The 20,728-nt window shown below is 43.3% G+C and carries 16 protein-coding genes; 8 read left to right on the top strand and 8 right to left on the bottom strand.

What is annotated here, in order from left to right; genetic code table 11:
* The first annotated feature begins 13 nt into the window (after window positions 1-13).
* Window positions 14-1,357, top strand: coding sequence for a M24 family metallopeptidase (locus EO130_RS13555; RefSeq protein WP_127142035.1), 1,344 nt, complete (start codon window positions 14-16; stop codon window positions 1,355-1,357).
* A gap of 78 nt (window positions 1,358-1,435) precedes the next feature.
* Window positions 1,436-3,175, top strand: a complete 1,740-nt coding sequence (locus EO130_RS13550) for a carboxypeptidase-like regulatory domain-containing protein (RefSeq protein ID WP_127142034.1) — start codon at window positions 1,436-1,438, stop codon at window positions 3,173-3,175.
* Window position 3,176: 1 nt separating this feature from the next.
* On the opposite strand, the gene EO130_RS13545 is transcribed toward EO130_RS13550, so the two are convergent.
* Window positions 3,177-4,805, bottom strand: coding sequence for an acyl-CoA carboxylase subunit beta (locus EO130_RS13545; RefSeq protein WP_127142033.1), 1,629 nt, complete (start codon window positions 4,803-4,805; stop codon window positions 3,177-3,179).
* Window positions 4,806-4,867: 62 nt separating this feature from the next.
* Between EO130_RS13545 and EO130_RS13540 the strand changes: the two genes are divergently transcribed.
* The 3 genes from EO130_RS13540 to ettA all read left to right on the top strand — a co-directional run bounded on the left by EO130_RS13540 (window position 4,868) and on the right by ettA (window position 7,825).
* On the top strand, window positions 4,868-5,851 hold the full coding sequence (locus tag EO130_RS13540) for a Gfo/Idh/MocA family protein (RefSeq protein ID WP_127142032.1): 984 nt from the start codon (window positions 4,868-4,870) through the stop codon (window positions 5,849-5,851).
* A gap of 66 nt (window positions 5,852-5,917) precedes the next feature.
* Entirely contained in the window at window positions 5,918-6,100 is a 183-nt protein-coding gene (locus EO130_RS13535; protein WP_090297015.1) for a CAL67264 family membrane protein, read from the top strand.
* Window positions 6,101-6,133: 33 nt separating this feature from the next.
* Window positions 6,134-7,825 carry an energy-dependent translational throttle protein EttA gene (gene ettA / locus EO130_RS13530; protein WP_127142031.1) on the top strand — a complete coding sequence of 564 codons (1,692 nt, stop codon included), beginning with the start codon at window positions 6,134-6,136 and terminating at the stop codon, window positions 7,823-7,825.
* Between the two features lie 14 nt (window positions 7,826-7,839).
* Here the strand turns inward: ettA and EO130_RS13525 are convergent, their stop codons facing one another.
* Complete coding sequence (locus tag EO130_RS13525) at window positions 7,840-8,511, bottom strand: hypothetical protein (RefSeq protein WP_127142030.1); 672 nt, start codon at window positions 8,509-8,511, stop codon at window positions 7,840-7,842.
* A gap of 71 nt (window positions 8,512-8,582) precedes the next feature.
* Window positions 8,583-9,383: an MBL fold metallo-hydrolase gene (locus tag EO130_RS13520; RefSeq protein ID WP_127142029.1), complete on the bottom strand. Its 801-nt coding sequence runs from the start codon at window positions 9,381-9,383 to the stop codon at window positions 8,583-8,585.
* A 166-nt stretch (window positions 9,384-9,549) separates the two neighbouring features.
* Between EO130_RS13520 and EO130_RS13515 the strand changes: the two genes are divergently transcribed.
* On the top strand, window positions 9,550-10,440 hold the full coding sequence (locus EO130_RS13515; RefSeq protein ID WP_127142028.1) for a hypothetical protein: 891 nt from the start codon (window positions 9,550-9,552) through the stop codon (window positions 10,438-10,440).
* Between the two features lie 78 nt (window positions 10,441-10,518).
* Here the strand turns inward: EO130_RS13515 and fumC are convergent, their stop codons facing one another.
* The 5 genes from fumC to prfB form a co-directional block, all read right to left on the bottom strand.
* Entirely contained in the window at window positions 10,519-11,916 is a 1,398-nt protein-coding gene (gene fumC, locus EO130_RS13510; protein WP_127142027.1) for a class II fumarate hydratase, read from the bottom strand.
* A gap of 480 nt (window positions 11,917-12,396) precedes the next feature.
* Complete coding sequence (locus EO130_RS13505) at window positions 12,397-14,880, bottom strand: TonB-dependent receptor (RefSeq protein ID WP_127142026.1); 2,484 nt, start codon at window positions 14,878-14,880, stop codon at window positions 12,397-12,399.
* Window positions 14,881-14,980: 100 nt separating this feature from the next.
* Window positions 14,981-15,463 (bottom strand): hypothetical protein, encoded by a 483-nt coding sequence (locus EO130_RS13500; protein ID WP_127142025.1) that lies wholly within the window; start codon window positions 15,461-15,463, stop codon window positions 14,981-14,983.
* A gap of 68 nt (window positions 15,464-15,531) precedes the next feature.
* Window positions 15,532-15,873, bottom strand: a complete 342-nt coding sequence (arsC, locus tag EO130_RS13495) for an arsenate reductase (glutaredoxin) (RefSeq protein WP_127142024.1) — start codon at window positions 15,871-15,873, stop codon at window positions 15,532-15,534.
* A gap of 9 nt (window positions 15,874-15,882) precedes the next feature.
* A protein-coding gene (gene prfB, locus EO130_RS13490; RefSeq protein ID WP_127142023.1) for a peptide chain release factor 2 occupies window positions 15,883-16,984 on the bottom strand; the annotation gives its coding sequence in 2 pieces (ribosomal slippage) (window positions 15,883-16,920 and window positions 16,922-16,984; 1,101 coding nt in all).
* Between the two features lie 225 nt (window positions 16,985-17,209).
* Here prfB and EO130_RS13485 point away from each other — a divergent pair.
* Both EO130_RS13485 and EO130_RS13480 read left to right on the top strand, forming a co-directional pair.
* Complete coding sequence (locus tag EO130_RS13485; protein ID WP_127142022.1) at window positions 17,210-19,612, top strand: zinc-dependent metalloprotease; 2,403 nt, start codon at window positions 17,210-17,212, stop codon at window positions 19,610-19,612.
* Window positions 19,613-19,620: 8 nt separating this feature from the next.
* Window positions 19,621-20,646 carry a threonine aldolase family protein gene (locus EO130_RS13480; protein ID WP_127142021.1) on the top strand — a complete coding sequence of 342 codons (1,026 nt, stop codon included), beginning with the start codon at window positions 19,621-19,623 and terminating at the stop codon, window positions 20,644-20,646.
* The last annotated feature ends 82 nt before the right edge of the window (window positions 20,647-20,728 follow it).

Genomic DNA, 20,728 nt, shown 5'->3' with positions numbered 1-20,728 from the left:
CAAAAAATCAACCATGCGAAAAACCATTTTAGTAGTACTGCTATTGCCATTTATGGCCATTTCCCAACAAATCCTTCCCGAAGTGGAAAGGGCAAGGGTTATCGATGAAATCTTGGAAGAACGTTTCAATAATTTATTGCCTCAGTTGATGGACCAGGCAGGATTGGACATGTGGGTGTTGATTTCAAGGGAATACAATGAGGACCCGGTACTGAAGACCATGTTGCCGGCCACATGGCTGAATGCGAGGCGCAGGACCATAATTCTATTTTACAGGGACAAGGAGAAGAATACCATCGAAAAGCTGGCTGTGGCCCGCTATGATATAGGGAAGAGCATTAAATCTGCCTGGGACAAGGAAAAAGAACCGGACCAGTGGAAGCGATTGATGCAATTGATTACCGAACGGAATCCTGAAAAAATCGGACTTAATTTTTCAAAAGACCACAACATTGCCGATGGATTGGATAAGACGGACTATGACGAGTTCATGGCCAATTTGCCCAAAAAGTACCACTCCAAAGTAGTATCGGCCGAACAATTGGCCGTAAGGTGGATAGAGACCCGTACTCCACGGGAAATGACCATTTTTAATCAATTGGTAGATATTACCCACGATATTATCGCAGAGGCCTTTTCCGAAAAGGTCATCACCCCTGGGGTTACCACGACCACCGAAGTGGAGTGGTGGATGCGCCAAAAGGTGACTGATTTGGGCTTGGAAACATGGTTTCACCCTACGGTAGATGTGCAACGTACCAGCGAGGAATTGGTGGGGCATCTATATTCATTTTCCGGTAGACCGGATGATGAAGTCATTCACCGAGGGGATTTGCTGCACTGCGATTTCGGAATCACTTATTTACGATTAAATACTGATTGCCAAGAGTTGGCTTATGTACTAAAGCCTGAGGAGACCGAAGCTCCAGCATTTTTGGTGAACGCACTCTACGATGGCAACCGTGTACAGGACTTTTTGACCCAAAATATGGTCAAAGGGCGTGTAGGCAACGATATTTTGGCCAAAGCCTTGCAAGATGCCAAGGATGCAGGCCTAAGACCTGCCATTTATACGCATCCCTTGGGATCTTATGGTCATTCTGCTGGCACCACTATAGGAATGTGGGATGCACAAGGCGGCGTAATGAAGGATGATGGTGAAAACTACCCCCTAAACCCAAACACCGCATACGCCATAGAGCTGAATACCACGGTAAACATCCCAGAATGGAACAGGGATATCCGAATTATGTTGGAAGAAGCTGGCTTTTTTGGAGAAGATGGGTTTCGATATGTTAATGGAAGACAGACTGAATTTTTGTTGATTCCACGCCCTAAGTCCCATTTAGGCAATTAGTTGGACTGTTAAATATTTGCAAGTAAAGCAGCAATGAGCCAATTATTTTCATAATTTAAATAGCAAAATCCGACTGCTATGAAAAATTTATGGATCTTATTTTTGGTGATTACTACTTGTGCTTTTTCACAAACTGCAGAACTCAGAACAATTCGTGGTACCATTACCGATGGCACCCGTCCCATTGAAGACGTGGCCATTTCCATTGAAGGAAGTAACGAGACCACCTTTTCAAATGAACTGGGAAACTACAGTATCGAGGCTAAAACCGGCGATCTTTTATCCTATTCCTATACAGGTCTGAAAACTATTCAAATCAAAGTGGAGGATGTGACCCAGATTCTGAATTTGGAAATGTTTCCGGATATCAACGATTTGGACGAAGTGGAAGTAACCGCCAGTAGAAGAAAGTCTCAAAAAGACTTAGCCGCAGAATATAGAACCAACCCTCGTATTGTAAAAACGGCCTATGGATTTTTGGACACCGAAACCGCAGCGGGAAGGGTTAATGTGGTTCCAAAAGAGAATATTAATGCGATTTTTGTATGCCTGCTCGATTTTGCCAGAGTCAGAATACCAGGAATCGTGGTAACTGGCGACTGTACTTACGGAGGCGCCATTTATGCCCGTGGTTTTGGGTCAATAAACAACTCCGCCCCCGTAATTTATGATATTGATGGATTGATTTTTACGGATACACCGCTTTGGTTCGACATCAACAACGCTGAGCGTATTGCATTAATTCAAAGCCTTTCCTTAACTGTCCCCTATGGATTTGTTGGTGCTGGCGGTGTGATGGTCATCAACACCAAAACAGGAAGCCCAGCCGCAAGAAAGGTGGTAGACCAGGCCCGTTTGCGCAACAATTATTTGGAACGTGAAGTGCTTACCGAAAATCAGGTCCGACAAAATGCGCCCGAATATTTAAAAGAATTTACCAATAGCGAGTCCATGGCAGAATCGCGAGAAATCTTTGAACGATACGCCGGTAGCTATTCAAATTCATCCTACTTTATTTTGGATGCTATCCAACACTTTTCAAAAAGATGGAAGGCCTACGATATGGCAGATGCTATTTTGGACGAACATTGGAATCGCATGGAAACCAACCCAGTATTGCTAAAAACCTTGGCTTATTTCTATGAAGAGCAAGGGCGTTTTGATAAGGCAAACGACATATACAAAGAGGTATTTATTTTAAGGCCGAATTATGTGCAAAGCTATTTGGATATGGCCAAAAGTTATCGGACCACCGGGCAAATAAAACAAGCAGCTTCCATCTTTGCCCGTTATGAATATTTAGTCGATGAAGAATTTTTACCGGATGGAGAAAATGATTTTGCCACCATTTTCCAGAGGGAGTACAACAACCTATTGACCTTGGAAAGAAAAGCCATCTTAAACAACGAAGGCGGTAAATCATTATATGTAGCTGAGGAAGATTTTAAAGGAACCCGTTTGGTCTTTGAATGGAGTGATGGGGAAGCGGAGTTCGATTTGATGTTCGTCAATCCCGAGAACCAGTATTACACTTGGAAGCATAGCTTGGCCGATAATGCCGAGGAGATTATGAACGAGAAAAATTTGGGCTACAATATAAAGGAATATCTGATAGATGGTTCACTGCCAGGACTCTGGAAGGTAAACGTGAACTACAAAGGCAATAAGAGTTTGACACCATCTTACCTAAAAGCGACCATTTACACGGACTATGGCACCCCAAACCAAAAAATAGACGTAAAAGTTTTCCGTTTGGGCCTAAAGAATGTGTATCAGGAGTTATTTAAGATAAATGCGTCGACTATAGTTTCAAATTAGATTACACTTGTAGCACACCCATATTAAAAGCTTTCTCAATAGGCGCATGGTTGGCGGCCTCAATGCCCAAGGAAACCCATTTTCGAGTATCCAAGGGGTCGATAATTGCATCCGTCCAAAGTCTAGCAGCAGCGTAGTACGGCGATATTTGGTCGTCGTACCGCTGTTTGATTTGGTCAAAAAGTTCCTTTTCCTTTTCTGCGTCCACAGCCTTACCACTTTTCTCCAAGCTCGCTTTTTCAATCTGGAGCAGCACTTTGGCGGCAGAGTTTCCACTCATTACCGCAAGTTCTGCACTGGGCCAAGCTACAATCAATCTAGGGTCATAGGCCTTCCCACACATCGCATAATTTCCTGCTCCGTAGCTGTTTCCGATGACAATGGTAAATTTAGGGACCACCGAATTGCTCACCGCGTTGACCATTTTGGCACCATCCTTTATAATACCGCCGTGCTCACTTTTGCTACCCACCATAAATCCGGTCACATCCTGTAAAAACACCAACGGAATTTTCTTTTGATTGCAATTGGCGATAAATCGAGTGGCCTTATCCGCAGAATCGGAATAAATTACCCCACCGAATTGCATTTCGCCCTTTTTGGTCTTAACCACTTTACGCTGATTGGCCACGATGCCCACGGCCCAACCGTCGATTCGGGCATAGCCCGTTAAAATGGTCTGTCCGTAGCCTTCTTTGTATTGCTCAAATTCCGAATCGTCCACCAATCGTTTAATGATTTCCAACATATCGTACTGGTCGCTTCGGGAAGCGGGCAAGATTCCAAAAATATCATTTGGATTTTCCGCAGGGGGCTTGGCCTCGGAACGGTTGTACCCTGCCTTATCAAAATCTCCAATTTTGTCCACGATATTTTTGATTTTATCCAGGGCATCCTTATCATCTTTCGCCTTATAATCCGTAACACCGCTTATTTCGGAATGCGTGGTGGCTCCACCCAAGGTTTCATTGTCGATACTCTCGCCAATGGCAGCTTTCACCAAATAACTACCGGCCAAAAAGATGCTCCCCGTTTTGTCCACAATCAGCGCTTCGTCGCTCATAATGGGCAAGTAAGCCCCGCCGGCAACGCAGCTTCCCATGACGGCGGCAATTTGGGTGATGCCCATACTGCTCATAATGGCATTGTTTCTGAAAATGCGTCCAAAATGCTCTTTATCGGGAAATATTTCGTCTTGCATGGGTAGGTAAACCCCAGCGCTGTCCACCAAATAAATAATGGGCAGTTTGTTTTCCATGGCAATTTCTTGGGCGCGTAGGTTCTTTTTTCCGGTAATGGGAAACCAGGCACCAGCTTTAACAGTAGCATCATTAGCGACCACCACACATTGCTTACCTTGAATATGCCCCACCTTTACCACAACACCTCCAGAAGGGCATCCTCCGTGCTCTTCGTACATATCTTCACCGGCAAATACACCGATTTCTATGGCTTCGGCATCATCGTCCAACAGATATTCGATACGCTCCCTAGCGGTCATTTTTCCTTTGGCATGATGTTTTTCGATACGGCTCTTACCGCCACCGAGCCTTACTTGGGCGAGTCTACGCTTCAACTCGGACAATTTTAACTTATTCTGGTCTTCGTTTTTATTGAAGTTTAAATCCATGCTTTGTCAAATTCTTTTAGCAGGTTAAAGATAAGGAGTTATAATCATTACTTTTGAACTATATGGATACCAAAATACGATGGGGCATTGTAGGCCCAGGAAAAATTGCAAGAAAATTTGTTTCGGACCTTTTATTGGTCGATAACGCCGAACTTACGGCCGTGGCTTCCCGATCTCTGGAAAGGGCTCAAGAATTCGCTAACGAATATGGCGCCAAGCATAGCTTTGGGAGTTATGACGAACTTTTCCAATCCGGAACGGTTGATGTGGTGTACGTGGCCACCCCGCATAATTTTCACAAAGAATTGTCCATAAAGGCATTGCAACATGGCATTGGAGTACTTTGCGAAAAACCAATGGGCGTGAATAGGGCAGAGGTGGAAGCGCAAGTTGAAGCTTCGAAAAAGCATAAAGCTTTTTTGATGGAAGCCATGTGGTCGCGTTTTAATCCTTCTATTCAAAAATTGAAACAAATGGTGGATGCAGGTGAAATAGGAGACCTTACCTATATTCATGCCGATTTTGCCTTTTATGCGCTGGATAGGGATGAAGATTCACGATTGTTCAACCCCAACCTTGCTTCCGGTACGCTTTTGGATATTGGAATTTATCCCATTTTCCTATCCTATCTTTTATTGGGAATGCCCAATGAAATTATGGCAAAAGCCAAGTTTCATAAGAATGGTACCGAACTCCAAACCAGTATGATTTTTGACTATCAAAATGCACAAGCCATGCTTTACAGCGGCTTCACCAGCAATTCCCGAATGGAAGCGGAAATTTCAGGAACAAAGGGAGAAGTATTTCTGAATTCCCGATGGCACGAGGCGGATGGATATACGATGGTGAAAAATGATGAAACCCAGAAGGTCGACCTGCCACTAAAAGGCATTGGATACTACTATGAAATCTTGGAAGTGCACCAATGTTTACGGAACAATAAAATAGAAAGTGACCTTTGGTCGCATCAAAACAGCTTGGATTTGTTAGAGTTGCTGGACAGTGTACGGAATAAATGTGGGGTGAGCTTTCCTTTTGAAACATAATCCTTAATAATAACTTTACATTATCCCGATTTTTCCGATATTTGAACCTCTTCAGAAATATACACAATGGGAATGAATAAGAATACAGTGCTGGCCTATGCCACATGGATCATGATTTTGGTCGGCTTGGGAATGATTGCACTCGGAGCGTTTAAATATGATGAAGTGGCAGGATATGGTTTTGCTGCCGTAGGAATAGGATTCTTTGCCGTAGCATGGGTGTTCAACGCCTTAAAAGGGCGGGTATAGCCTATTTTCACAAACAATTTAATTTTTAAGTAGATGTCAGACGATAAAAAAGTCATTTTTTCCATGTCTGGGGTAACCAAGACCTATAAATCGGCCAACACCCCTGTACTCAAAAATATTTACCTAAGTTTTTTCTATGGGGCCAAGATCGGTATTCTAGGTCTCAATGGTTCAGGTAAGTCCACCTTGTTGAAAATCATCGCAGGGGTAGACAAAAACTATCAGGGCGATGTAGTTTTCTCTCCCGGGTATTCCGTAGGATATTTGGAACAAGAACCCCAGTTGGATGAGAACAAAACGGTTCTTGAGGTGGTGAAGGAAGGTGTTGCCGAAACCGTTGCCATTTTGGACGAATACAATAAGATCAATGATATGTTCGGTTTGCCCGAGGTATATGAGGACCCGGACAAGATGCAAAAGTTGATGGACAAGCAGGCGGCCCTGCAAGATCAGATAGATGCCTCCAACGCTTGGGAATTGGACACTAAACTGGAGATTGCCATGGATGCGCTTCGTACCCCAGAATCTGATAAAAAAATCAGTGTACTCTCTGGTGGTGAGCGAAGAAGGGTTGCACTTTGCCGCTTGTTGTTGAAAGAACCAGATGTGTTGCTCTTGGATGAGCCTACCAACCACTTGGATGCCGAATCAGTGCATTGGCTGGAGCACCACTTAGCGCAATATAAAGGAACCGTAATTGCCGTGACCCACGACCGTTATTTCTTGGATAATGTAGCAGGATGGATATTGGAACTCGACCGGGGCGAAGGAATCCCATGGAAAGGCAACTACTCCAGCTGGTTGGACCAAAAGGCCAAACGCTTGGAACAAGAGAGCAAACAGGCAAGCAAGCGTCAAAAAACATTGGAGCGAGAGCTGGAATGGGTGCGCCAAGGGGCCAAGGGAAGACAGGCCAAACAAAAGGCCCGTTTGAACAATTATGATAAGCTCCTAAGCCAAGACCAAAAACAGATGGAGGAGAAGTTGGAGATTTACATTCCCAATGGTCCCCGTTTAGGTACGAATGTTATCGAGGCCAAGGATGTAAGCAAAGCTTTTGGCGATAAATTGTTGTATGAAAATCTCAACTTTAAACTGCCACAGGCCGGTATTGTGGGTATTATTGGGCCCAACGGAGCAGGAAAGACTACCATTTTTAGAATGATCATGGGGGAAGAAACTCCCGATAAAGGAGAATTTATCGTTGGGGATACTGCTAAGTTGGCCTATGTGGACCAGTCCCACTCGAATATTGATCCTGAAAAAACCATTTGGGAAAACTTTAGTGATGGTCAGGAACTCATCATGATGGGAGGGAAGCAGGTGAACTCTCGGGCATATTTGAGTCGTTTTAACTTTTCTGGAAGTGAGCAGAACAAGAAGGTAAATATGCTTTCCGGAGGGGAACGTAACCGACTTCATTTGGCGATGACCTTAAAAGAAGAGGGTAACGTGTTGCTATTGGATGAGCCAACCAACGATTTGGATGTGAATACCTTGCGTGCCCTGGAAGAAGGTTTAGAAAACTTTGCGGGCTGCGCGGTAATCATTTCCCACGACAGATGGTTCTTGGATAGAATTTGTACCCACATTCTTGCCTTTGAAGGAGATTCACAAGTGTATTTCTTCGAAGGTTCGTTCTCGGATTACGAGGAAAATAAAAAGAAACGCTTGGGAACAGATATCATGCCCAGGCGTATCAAGTACAAAAAATTGATTCGTTAATAGGAATGGAGGAACTATTCTTCTCTACCGAGATTTTTGATACCTTCCTCCAATAATCTTTTGGCTTTTTCCAGATAGGCTTTTTGGTGGGCCGACAAACTGTTAGGGTCTTCGCCTTCGGTTGTCGGACCTATGGAATTTGAAAGTTCTATCAATTGGTCAATGGCTTGTTCTGCTGATTTAAGCTTGTCATCGGCGTGTTTTTCAAAGACTTTGATCATTTCCATTTCCATAGCGGCCACAGAAGCTGTTTCGGTCTGGGTCTCTACTTCTGGTTCTTCTGAAAGGCCTACGGTCTCTTCAACAGTAGGGGACGTACCTAGGGTGCATTGGTCGATAATGGTAATCAATTCATTGATTTCACCAACAGCCTTTTTGGTAAAGAATCTTCCAGCTTCCCAATCAATAGGTTCAACAGCCTTGTCCAAGGTTTCCATGGCATCCAAGGTTTTGTTCTTGGCTTTGTCACAATTGCATTCCGCTATAAAATCTTCCGATTTTTCCAAAGCCGTCAAGGCTCTTTCCGCATAATACATTTGATGTTCAAAGTTGGTGGCTTCCATGGCTTTTTTGCCATGGCTTAGCGCGTAGGTAACCTTTGAATAGAAATTATCACATTGGGCGTAGGTAGTTTGTGCGGCAAAAATCAACACAATAACTACTAAAACATGGGATTTGGGAACCATATTCGAGTGTATTTGATTTGGTTGTTAAGTTCGTAATGCTAACGGAGAAGTTAGGACATTATTTCATTTGATTAGTAATCTTCGTTGGGGTACCAGTCCAATTGTACCACCTCAATGGAAGAATCACCTTGGTTTACGAGGGTTTTGAATTTTTCCACATCGCTCACCTCTGGTCTTCCCCTAAAGTGATACGGATATACCTGCTCTGGCTTAAATTCCAACACGGCATCAGCAGCGCTTTCCACGGTCATGGTGTACGGAAGGTTCATGCAGACAAAGGCTTTGTCAATATTTTCCAATGCGCGCATTTCTGGGATATCTTCGGTATCGCCCGAAAAATAGATGCGTTCATCTCCAAACGTAAAAACATAGCCATTTCCTCTTCCCTTAACATGAAAGTCTTTGGCTTCTTCACGAAGGTTGTACATGGGAATGGCCTTTACTGTGAACCCTGCCATTTCCTTGGTTTCACCATTATTGATGACAGTGGTTATGGATGATAGGTTTTCCTCCATTTGCATTTTCACAGCTTCGGGAGCAACAATTTGAACCCCTTCCAGATTTAATGCGTTAAGGGTTTCGGGATTAAAGTGGTCACCGTGTATATCCGTAATAAATATCATATTTGGTGATGGTTGCCCTTCAAAAGCAGCTTTGCCACCAACAGGATCTATATATATGGTATGTCCATCCCATTCGACTACCGCAGTGGCGTGTTCAATGGGAGTAATCTTTGCTGGGTTTGGAGCTACCGCCGTTTCAGTAACGGTTTCTTCCATTCCAGCGGTTTCTTCTTTTTTTTCAGTTTTGTTCTTGCATGAACTTAATACAATAGACAATGCTATGGCAGTAATGAGGAAATTTCTTTTCATCTTCAATTTTTTAGATACCCTTAAAAATAAGGGATTACGGAGAGAATATTAATTTTTTTCAAATAATATTTCATCCAAATAGTCCAAACCAAAATACTATGCGTATATAAACTGAACATGATTGATTAAAAAACCTTAAACGCAAAATCAATTAAAACAAAAAGTTATGACTGAAACAAAAAATAACAATAACGGATTGAAAGTAATTGCTGGTCTGTTGGGTGTAGTTCTTTTGGGAACTATTATTTATACGGTAAGTCTGTATCAAGATAAAAAGAAAACTACAGAGGCCCTTACTCAAGAGAAGGAATTGGTTGTAGAGGATTTGAACAACTTGAAATCTGAATACGACAAAGCAATTTTGGAAAGCAATGCCACCAACGAAGAGTTGGTTGCCGCTAGGGACAACATCGCAAAGTATATCGATTCTGTAAGCAGCATGAAGGCTGACATTGCCACACTTTCAAGATATAGAAGACAAGTGAGCGTTCTTAAAGCTGAAAGGGAGAAATTGTTGAAGCAAGTTGATTCCTTGACACAGTCCAACAGCTTGTTGGCCATGCAAAGAGACAGCACTTTTGCCGAATTGGAGCAACAAACCGTTTTCAACGACTCCCTGATTATCCAGAACACACAATTAGCCGATGCTGTAGAAAGAGGTTCTGCACTTAACCTGAGCACTATCAGTGTTGATGCCATCAAGGAAAGAAATAGCGGTAAATTGGTTTCAACCAGAAGAGCTAGAGCTACCGATAAATTTAAAGTTTGCTTTACTATTGCCGATAACGTAATCGCTGAGGCTGGCGACAGAGAATTCTATATCGAGGTTCTTGGGCCACAAGGTAATGTGCTGGGTGAAGGTTTGACCAAGACCACAGAAGAAGGTAATTCCTTAACTTACAGTAAAGGAACCAACTTCTACTACGAGAACGACGCATTGGATGTATGCGATTACATTAACAAGCCAAGTGGTGATTTCCAAGAAGGAAACTACATGGTAAATGTGTATGACAACCAATTGAAACTATTGGGTACATCTAGCTTCGAATTGAAATAGTAAACACACTATCACCATAAATAAAAAGGCCTGTCCAATTTTGGACGGGCCTTTTTTCTATAACTAAAATCAGCATTTCTATTTTAAACTGCCTACCATATCTTCGGGCTTCACCCATTCGTCGTATTCCTCTGGAGTTACATAGCCAAGGTTTACGGCTTCTTCTCTCAAGGTAGTTCCGTTTTTATGGGCCGTGTTGGCAATCTCCGCCGCCTTGTAGTAACCAATTTTGGTATTTAGAGCGGTAACCAACATCAAAGAATTGTTCAATAAGGTTTTTATGGTCTCGTGGTTGGGTTCAATACCAGCAGCACAGTTTTCATCAAAACTTACACAGGCATCGCCCAATAATTGGGCAGATTGCAAAATATTGGCAGCCATCATCGGTTTAAAGACATTCAGTTCGTAATGTCCTTGCGTACCACCAACGGAAATGGCAACATCATTACCCATCACCTGTGCGCAGACCATGGTCAATGCCTCACACTGGGTGGGATTCACCTTTCCAGGCATAATGGAGCTCCCTGGTTCGTTGGCTGGGATTATGATTTCCCCGATACCGGAACGCGGACCAGAAGCCATCATCCGGATATCGTTGGCAATTTTGTTCAAGGAAACCGCCAATTGTTTTAAGGCACCATGACTTTCCACGATGGCATCATGTGCAGCCAACGCCTCAAATTTATTTCCTGCGGTAATGAATGGTTTTCCAGTAAACTCGGCAATATATTTGGCAACCAGTACATCATACCCTTTGGGTGTGTTTAGACCAGTTCCAACAGCCGTACCTCCCAAGGCAAGCTCGCTTAAATGGGGAAGTGTATTTTTTAAAGCTTTCAAACCATGGTTCAATTGGGATACATAGCCAGAAAACTCTTGGCCCAAGGTTAGGGGAGTGGCATCCATTAAGTGGGTCCTTCCGATTTTTACCACGTCCTTGAATTCCTCGGATTTTTTCTGCAAAGTGTCCCGTAGCTGTTCTACACCAGGAATGGTTACCTCCACTATCTTTTTATAAGCGGCAATGTGCATTCCCGTAGGAAAGGTATCGTTGGAGGACTGACTCTTGTTGACATCATCATTGGGCTGGATAGTTTTTTCACCTTCCCCGATTTTTTTCCCTGCAATTTCGTGTGCACGATTGGCGATCACTTCGTTTACGTTCATGTTGCTTTGGGTACCAGAACCCGTTTGCCAGATTACCAAAGGAAACTGGTCGTCATGCTTGCCTTCGAGTATTTCGTCACATACCTGGGCAATCAAATCCCTTTTTTCTTGGCTCAGCACACCCAATTCGTGGTTGGTGTAAGCTGCGGCTTTCTTCAGATAGGCAAAACCATAAACCACATCCAAGGGCATGGATGCCGGGGCCCCAATTTTAAAGTTGTTTCGGGAACGCTCCGTTTGGGCTCCCCAATATTTGTCGGCGGGTACTTTAACCTCGCCCATGGTATCTTTTTCAATCCTAAAACCCATAGTTTTAAATTTTGTTTCACAAAGGTAGGATATCAGGTATTTATTTGGTAATTGATGGCGATAAATACACTTTTTTTGCCCCAGCATTTGCTTTTTTTGATAAGAAGAAAGTATCTTTGTTAAAACAAAAGGAGTAAAGATGTTTGAATTTGACCAATATTTAGGTTTTTTAGCGTTTCTAACAATTTTGACAATCGGTTTTTGGTTGATGATATTCCTGTTGACCTTCGTGGTACCTTACTGGTTGATTGGAAACCTTAGGGAGATGTTCAAAGAAAGAAGAGAGGCCAAGCGGGCCCAGCTTGAAGAATAAAATATACAAAAGGAAGCCAATGGCTTCCTTTTTTTTATCCAATCAAATAGCTTTCTACCATCGAAAGCTATTTTTTTATTTCACACATTCTATCGAAGTATCAGAATAAAAAAAGCAGCCATATGGCTGCTTTTCCTGTTCAAGTTTCGGGGGAACTAAACCGTTTTTTAATACTCTCCCTCATCATCATCACCTCCACCTTGCCTGTCCTGTCCACGACGACGTTGTTCCTTTGGTTGGTTAAATCTGTAAATAAAGGATAGGTTCACCTGCCTTGCTCTCCATTGAAATTCACTATCGGAGGTAAAGGTAGGGGTTTGCGTGAACGACATTCGCTTTCTGGAGTTGAAAACATCGCTGACATTTAAGGAAACGGTCGCGTTATCCTTGAACAAATCTTTGCTAATGGCCAAGTTAAGAGAGAACATACCCTTATTCTCGGTTTGGGCATTTTGGGTAGGACCCATGTAAAAAGAATTCAACTGAAGGTCTATTTTCTTTAGCAAGGTAAATTTGGAGCTCATTCTTGCAAACCAGCTGGTGTTCTCTGCCCCAAAATCCACACCATTAAAAGTTCCTTCTGAATTAAATGTAAAAAAGTTGAAACTACCATTTAAGCGCCACCACTTGGCTGGGTTGTAAATGGCTCCAGCTTCGGCACCGATACGTTCGTTGGTAGAAAGGTTAATGGGAACTGAACGAATAATTTGAATACCGTCCGAAGTGATTTCTCCTGTCTCCTCTTGAATACGCTCAAAAGAATTGGTCTCCCTCTGATAATACACCGATGTGGTAAGTGTCAATTTTTTCCAACGTTTCAAGTATCCCAAATCAAAAGCATTGGCAAAGGCAGGGTCCAAATCCGGATTACCCTGAAAAACATTGGTCCTACTTGACCGAGAAGGGAAGGGGTTGATAAACCATCCTCTAGGCCTATTGATCCTACGGTTATAACCAAGGGATATGTTTTCCGTTTTGGAAATCTCATAAATAAGGTTTACCGTTGGGAAAAGCCCAAGATAGTTTTTATCAAAATTCAAATCTACGTCTTCGCCCACAATTTGTTGCAAGGCTTCGCCATCCACTGTAGAATCTACGCTACCAATAAGCTCTGTGTTTTCCAAACGTAAGCCCAGCAACATTGATATCTTGCCATATTTGTTTCCGTATTGCGTGTATATCGCATTTACGTTTTCCCGATAGGTAAATACGTTGGTCAAATCTCGATTGGTCGAAAATTCACCTGTTCCTATGTTCAGGGTATCTAATTGAAAATCACTCACCTCTTTTTCAAACGTACCCCGATAACCGGCCTCAAATTGCGCATCGCCCATTGGCAATACATAATCGATTTGGGCCAAGATATCGTCCTGCGTCTGGATTTCGTAAATATTTTCACGTGCCAACAAATCTGTGTTGGGTACGATATTGCTTTCTTGGATTTCCGTCAGCACATCCTCATCATCATACGAATATTGAAAGTCCGCCGTCAATTCATGGCCATCATCGTTAAAACGGTTGGTGTAGTTGAAGGATACTTGATAACTATTGTCGTTTTCAAGCTGATTTTCAGTTCTAAAGGTTCTACTGCTCAGCTCGCCGTCCATAAAACGTTGGTTGTCGTTTTCGGTCAAATCGTTCTCATCGGACCATCGGTAGAAAAAACTACCGGTAACGGAGGATTTCTCGGTCAAAAAATACTCCATTCCAATGTTCAGGCTCAAACCATTATCATCCCTATTAATATCCCTGTCTTCTATGATTCGGTCAAAATCACTGAGATCGGTCAAATACCTATTGTCAAAAAATCCATTTCCTGGGGGTTTTCTTTTGAAGTATCCCAGCGTATTGAAAATATTGAACTTTTCTGTCCGGATATTAAAATTGGAGGTAACCCTGGCATTCAACGGATCTCCGATGGTAGCATTGATGGAACCATTGATTCCTAGGGTTTTCTCTTTTTTGAGGACAATGTTAAGAATACCTGCCGTACCCTCTGCGTCATAACGGGCCGAAGGACTGGTAATTACTTCGACCTTTTCAATGGCGTCGGCAGGTAATTGTTGTAAGATATCAGTAGAACCGAAACCTGCCAAAGCAGATGGTTTTCCATTGATAAGAATACGCACGTTATCGTTTCCCCGAAGGCTGATGCCTCCTTCCACATCCACAGATACGGATGGAATGTTCCCTAGGGCATCACTTACGTTTCCACCACTTGTGGTGATATCTTTACCTATATTGTATACTTTTTTGTCCAAACGGACCTCAACAGTAGTTTTTTCCCCGACCACTTCAACCTCTGCAAGCTGCGCTACATCAGGAGATAGGCTAATGGTGCCCAAGTTGGTGGTAGCATCATAAAGTTGTCCTTGACGTGAATAGGTCTTGTAGGAAATAAATTCGACACGGATATTATACTTGCCAGGAGGGGTTTCAATTTCAAACTTACCATCTAGATCGGTAATGCCCCCGGTCACCTCATCTGGGCTATCTGCATTCTGCAAAACAAAAGTGGCATACTCCAAGGGTTGACCTGATTCGGAGTCGACCACAGTTCCAGATATGGTAATGGGTTTTTGATTTTGTTGGGCTACACTTTGGAATGTAGTAAAGGTCAGAAGCAAAAACGGGATAAATATCCTGTGCATAGTTTGATTTTTATGCCGCAAAATTGACAGAAAATAAACGCACTTAAAATATTAATCCCTCAACAACGGAATTGAGCCGGCGAATGACCTTAAAGAATTGTTAACCTTTGTCTTTTTTGTTCTTTTTCTTCTTCTTTTTCTTTTTGGCCTTGAACTGGTTCTCCTGCAATTCCATAAAAGCCTCGAACTTATCCTCTGGAAGTCCCGCCTTTAGTTCAGCATCCTGGCGCCGTTTAATTTTTTGCATCTCCTCGTTCATTTTTAGAGGTTCCAATTGCAAAATCTGAAGTTCGATACGCTGTTGTACAGATTGGACTAGGGAGGTTCGCACCACGGCCTGTTCAAAAGGGTCCAATTCAAGGGCTTCTGTGATGGATGGCATTTGCGAATCCACAATTTCTTCCGCCGTTGGAGGTGTTTCCTCTTTTTGGGATTCCACGGGTCCCGCCTGTGGTATGGAGGTTCTGCCCCTACCATACATGCTTCGATTGCCAAACTGCGACCCAAATTGCGCAGACATATCGTTTACACATAAAATACCCGCCAAAAGAGTGATGTAGAAGAGGAGTTGTTTTCTTTTCATGGGATAAAGATAGTATTTAGGTTCAAATATTCCGTGGAAACGGTGTTAAATGTAACTGGTTATCAAGCTTATAGTAAGTTGGAAATGTTCTCTGGCGGCCTACCGACAACCGCCTTTTTCCCATTTACAACAATAGGCCGTTCAATGAGTTTTGGATTTTCTGCAAGGGCGGTCACCACCTCATCATCGGTCAAGGTTTTTCCTTTGAACTTTTCTTTCCAAATCGCCTCTGTCTTTCGAACCAAGTCAATCGGAGCAATGCCCAAATAGGCAATCAAGGTTTTCAGTTCAGCTTCGCTCGGTACATCATCCAAATATTTGACCACTTCAAATGCTTTGCCCGACTTTTCCAAGATGGCCAAACCTTCTCGGGATTTTCTGCACCTTGGATTATGGTAAATTTTAATCATGTCTCTAATTTAGTTTTGTTCTTCTTTTTGCCCCATCATCATTAAATAGGCCTTCAAAAATGCATCAATCTCACCATCCATTACGGCATCAACGTTACCAGTTTCCTCGCCTGTGCGTACATCTTTCACCAATTTATACGGATGCATGACATAATTTCGGATCTGCGAGCCCCATTCAATCTTCATTTTGGAAGATTCGATTTCAGCTCTGGCTTCCTGCTTTTTACGCAGTTCGATTTCATAGAGCTGTGATTTCAGCATTTTCATGGCGGTTGCTCTATTGTCGTGCTGGGACCTTGAATCGGAACAGGAAATTTGGATTCCTGTAGGTTTGTGTACCAATTGAACCTTGGTTTCCACCTTGTTCACATTTTGACCTCCAGCACCGCTGGAACGTGCCGTTGTGATTTCGATTTCGGAAGGATTCACTTCAATTTCGATACTGTCGTCTACCAAAGGATACACATAGACCGAAGCAAAAGAAGTGTGTCTTTTGGCGTTACTGTCGAAAGGGGAGATGCGTACCAAACGATGCACACCGTTTTCTCCTTTTAGCCATCCAAAGGCATATTCTCCCTCGATTTCCAAGGTTACGGTCTTAATTCCGGCTACATCACCTTCTTGGTAATTGAGTTCCTTGATCTTGTATCCGTTTTTTTCGGACCACATCATGTACATGCGCATGAGCATGGAGGCCCAATCACAACTCTCCGTGCCACCGGCACCTGCGGTTATCTGGAGCACTGCCGTCAGCTCATCACCTTCCTCCGAAAGCATGTTTCGGAACTCCAATTTTTCAATGGCGTCGATGGCCTTATCAAATTGTGCGGATACTTCTCCTTCGGAAATCTCACCAGCCTGCTGAAACTCCATGAGGACCTCAAGGTCGCCGATCAAAGTTTTGGCTTCCTCAAAATCTTCTACCCATTTCTTTTTGGATTTGATGGACTGCATTTGCTTTTGGGCTTCCTGCGGATTGTCCCAAAAGCCAGGAGCAAGGGTTTTTTCTTCCTCGTTCTCTATTTCAATACGTTTGGCATCAATGTCAAAGATACCTCCTTAACGCACCAAGGCGCTCAATAAGATCTTTTTGATGATCTGTGGTTACCATGTAATTTATTTTGGGGTAAAAATAAGTTTCTTTCCGCAAATGACCTTGAGATATCTTCAATACTATCGTAATGGCAAAAGGAAAATTCCCAAGTCATAAAAGATGAAAATTTACAATCGGGCGTGTCACATTTTACGAAATTCCCTATTAAATCGCGATACTGATTTTTGGTCGGGGTATTTTAAAATGATTTCCATATTTTTAAGCCACTAATTCAACCAGCTCATGAAGAACACAACTACCTTAATTGCCCTATGCTATTTTATTTGTACTGCACTTGGGGCCCAAACTTTTGAAAAGACCAAGGATTTCCAAAAATTCAAAGGCTATTTCGATTTTTATTACGACGATTCCACAGATAAGATTTACCTCCAAGTAGATGATTTGGAGAAGGATTTTTTATATGTGTATTCCCTGAGCAGCGGTATAGGAAGCAATGATATTGGTTTAGACCGCGGACAGCTGGGCAACGAACAGGTGGTTTTTTTCAGGAAAGCAGGAAAAAAACTGTTATTGGTTCAGCCTAACCTTGAATTTAGAGCAATCACCGATAATGAATTGGAAAGAAAATCAGTAGAGCAGGCTTTTGCCAAATCCATTTTGGAAGGATTTGAGATTGTAGAAGAATCGAAAGGGAGCTACCTGATAGATTTTACCGATTTTTTGATGCGGGATGCCCATGGGGTTGCCAACCGTTTAAAAAGAGCTAAGCAGGGTTCGTACAGTTTGGATAAATCCAAAAGTGCCTGGGCTTTTGATCGTACCAAGGCATTTCCCAAAAATGTGGAGTTTGATGTGACCCTTACCTTTAAAGGTGAGCCTGACGGTGCTTGGATTCGTTCCGTGACACCAACACCCAGCTTGGTCACCGTGGCCCAGCACCATTCCTTGATTGAGTTGCCGGACGATAACTTTGAAAAACGAGCCTATGACCCCCGAAGTGGAGGTTATCCTTTTTCATACTACGATTATGCGACCCCAGTACAAGAATCCTTGGTAAAGCGATTTATCAGAAGACACCGTTTGCAAAAGAAGGATCCGAATGCGGAAGTGAGTGAAGCTGTAGAACCGATTATCTATTATTTGGATAATGGAACTCCGGAGCCAATTCGTTCCGCTCTGTTAGATGGCGGAAAATGGTGGAACCAAGCCTTTGAAGCAGCAGGTTATAAGGATGCCTTCCAAATGAAAATGCTGCCCGATGATGCCGACCCTCTCGATGTTCGGTACAATGTGGTGCAATGGGTACACCGCTCCACAAGGGGATGGAGCTATGGAGCCAGTGTGGTAGATCCAAGAACAGGCGAAATCCTAAAGGGACATGTAAGTTTGGGAAGTCTTCGAATCCGTCAGGACTTTATGATTGCGCAGGCTTTGATGGACAAGCCTTTTGCAGAAAGGGATGATAATTACCAACCCATGTTGGAGTTGGCCCTCGCAAGAATACGTCAACTTTCTGCCCACGAAATAGGACATACTCTAGGGTTTGCCCACAATTTTGCGGCAAGCACCAACAATAGGGCCTCTGTAATGGATTATCCACATCCACAATTTGAGCTCAAAGGAGGTGACATCAGTTTTGAAAATGCCTACGATACCGGTATTGGAGAGTGGGATAAAGTCACAGTGGCCTATGCCTATTCCGATTTCCCCAGTGGGACCGACGAAAAGGAAGCTCTGAATACCATTTTGGAGAAAGCACAGCAAGAAGGTCTCCGATATCTTTCCGACCAAGACGCTCGCCCAAAAGGGGGAGCCCATGCATTGGCCCATCTATGGGACAATGGTAAAGTTGCCAGTGAAGAACTGGAACAGATGTTGGAAATCCGGAAAAAGGCTATTCAAAATTTTTCTGTGGATAACATAAAAACAGGAGAAGCCTATTCCGTGCTTGAAGATGTGTTTGTGCCCATTTATTTCTTTCATCGATATCAAACCGAAGCGGTTTCAAAAGTCATTGGCGGACTGGATTACAATTATGCCGTAAAAGGTGATGGACAAACTCCTGTAAAAGCTATCGACCAGACGGTTCAGGAAAAAGCTTTGGAGTCCATATTAAAAACGTTGGATGCCGAAGTGATTGCGGTACCCAAGGATAAACTGGACCTCTTTCCGCCACGTGCCATCGGTTTTGACCGTTCAAGGGAATCTTTCAAGGGTCGCACAGGTGTTAGCTTTGATGCCCTTTCCGCAGCCGAGACTGCGGCCGACATGACGTTGGAATTGCTGTTGCACCCCGAACGCGCCTCCCGATTGATTCAGCAAAAGAGTTTGGATAAAAATCAAATGGGACTCAGAGAGGTGTTGGATGAGACCGTAAAAGCGACCATTGATCGCTCGCATCGGGATGATTATGAAGAAGAAGTACAGCATTCCATTAACTTTAGGGTGCTGTATCACTTAATGAACCTTGCCGCCCACGATGCGGTGCACCCACAGGTAAATGCCATTGCCAATGAGGTTTTGAACGATGTAAAGACCCAGTTGCTGACAGATGGTAAAAATGCGATTTCTGCAGAAATGGTAAGGCGTATTGATGCCTTTATGAAAGAACCTTCGGAATTCAAACTTGTTCCAGTTTCCACAATACCCGATGGGTCGCCAATTGGAATGGATTGTATGGACTAAACTATTGTATGGAAATAAACTTGATAAGTGACACGGTCACTAGACCTTCAGCAGGAATGTTGGAGGCCATGATGAATGCGAAAGTAGGGGATGATGTGTTTAAAAACGACCCCACGGTAAATGAACTGGAGGCCAAGGTCGCCGATTATTTTGGGATGGAAGCCGCGCTCTTTTTTCCGAGTGGTACCATGACCAATCAAACGGCCATAAAAATACATACCCAGCCTGGGGACCAGCTTATTTGTGACAAATATGCCCACATCTACAATTACGAAGGGGGAGGTGTAAGCTTTAACAGCGGGGTTTCCTGCAAGTTGGTAGATGGCCATCGCGGCATGATGACGGCCGAACAGGTAGAAGCGTCCATCAATCCACCAGATTTTTATCATAGCCCATTGACCACTTTGGTCTGTATCGAGAATACCACGAACAAAGGTGGCGGTGCCTGTTGGGATTTTGAGGAACTAAAGAAAATCCGAAATGTCTGTGATCGTCACCATCTAAAGTACCACTTGGATGGCGCCCGACTCTGGAACGCTTTGGTAAAAAAGGGAGAAGACCCAAAAGCGTATGGGCAATTGTTCGATACCATCAGTGTGTGTTTGAGCAAGGGCATGGGGTGTCCTGTTGGTTCTGTTTTGGTGGGGAGCCAAGCCCATATTGATAAAGCCTTGCGCATTAGAAAGGTGTTTGGTGGCGGAATGCGCCAATCGGGCTACTTGGCGGCGGCAGGTATTTATGCTTTGGAAAATAATGTAAATCGATTGGCAGAAGACCATCAAAAGGCTGAAGAAATAGGGGAGGTACTTCAATCCTTGGATTTCATCAAAAAAGTGGAGCCCATCGAGACCAATATCATCATTTTTGAAATCAACGAGGATAAAATGTCATCCGAAGCGTTCTTGGACCAGTTGACCAAAAATCAAGTGTCCATCATTGGAATGGGGCAAGGAAAGCTACGTATAGTCACCCATTTGGATTATACCGATGACATGCACCAGCACTTTCTAAAAGTGTTGAAAAGTATAGGATAAAACGTCACTACTCGATACGTTTCCTACGTAAATACTCGAACTGACCACATATTGCTACATTGTCACTTCGAGTGGTTTTGGC

The sequence above is a fragment of the Flagellimonas marinaquae genome, assembly GCF_003992675.1.
In the GTDB taxonomy this organism is placed as follows: Bacteria; Bacteroidota; Bacteroidia; order Flavobacteriales; family Flavobacteriaceae; genus Flagellimonas; species Flagellimonas marinaquae.
The sequence above is the reverse complement of the archived record's forward strand: the minus strand, read 5'-3'. Positions and strand labels throughout refer to the sequence as shown.

What these genes read in the sequence shown, in the direction of transcription:
- EO130_RS13555 (WP_127142035.1), top strand. Translation starts at nt 14, where the DNA reads ATGCGAAAAACCATTTTAGTAGTACTGCTATTGCCATTTATGGCCATT.
- EO130_RS13550 (WP_127142034.1), top strand. Translation starts at nt 1,436, where the DNA reads ATGAAAAATTTATGGATCTTATTTTTGGTGATTACTACTTGTGCTTTT.
- EO130_RS13545 (WP_127142033.1), bottom strand. Translation starts at nt 4,805, where the DNA reads ATGGATTTAAACTTCAATAAAAACGAAGACCAGAATAAGTTAAAATTG.
- EO130_RS13540 (WP_127142032.1), top strand. Translation starts at nt 4,868, where the DNA reads ATGGATACCAAAATACGATGGGGCATTGTAGGCCCAGGAAAAATTGCA.
- EO130_RS13535 (WP_090297015.1), top strand. Translation starts at nt 5,918, where the DNA reads ATGGGAATGAATAAGAATACAGTGCTGGCCTATGCCACATGGATCATG.
- ettA (WP_127142031.1), top strand. Translation starts at nt 6,134, where the DNA reads ATGTCAGACGATAAAAAAGTCATTTTTTCCATGTCTGGGGTAACCAAG.
- EO130_RS13525 (WP_127142030.1), bottom strand. Translation starts at nt 8,511, where the DNA reads ATGGTTCCCAAATCCCATGTTTTAGTAGTTATTGTGTTGATTTTTGCC.
- EO130_RS13520 (WP_127142029.1), bottom strand. Translation starts at nt 9,383, where the DNA reads ATGAAAAGAAATTTCCTCATTACTGCCATAGCATTGTCTATTGTATTA.
- EO130_RS13515 (WP_127142028.1), top strand. Translation starts at nt 9,550, where the DNA reads ATGACTGAAACAAAAAATAACAATAACGGATTGAAAGTAATTGCTGGT.
- fumC (WP_127142027.1), bottom strand. Translation starts at nt 11,916, where the DNA reads ATGGGTTTTAGGATTGAAAAAGATACCATGGGCGAGGTTAAAGTACCC.
- EO130_RS13505 (WP_127142026.1), bottom strand. Translation starts at nt 14,880, where the DNA reads ATGCACAGGATATTTATCCCGTTTTTGCTTCTGACCTTTACTACATTC.
- EO130_RS13500 (WP_127142025.1), bottom strand. Translation starts at nt 15,463, where the DNA reads ATGAAAAGAAAACAACTCCTCTTCTACATCACTCTTTTGGCGGGTATT.
- arsC (WP_127142024.1), bottom strand. Translation starts at nt 15,873, where the DNA reads ATGATTAAAATTTACCATAATCCAAGGTGCAGAAAATCCCGAGAAGGT.
- EO130_RS13485 (WP_127142022.1), top strand. Translation starts at nt 17,210, where the DNA reads ATGAAGAACACAACTACCTTAATTGCCCTATGCTATTTTATTTGTACT.
- EO130_RS13480 (WP_127142021.1), top strand. Translation starts at nt 19,621, where the DNA reads ATGGAAATAAACTTGATAAGTGACACGGTCACTAGACCTTCAGCAGGA.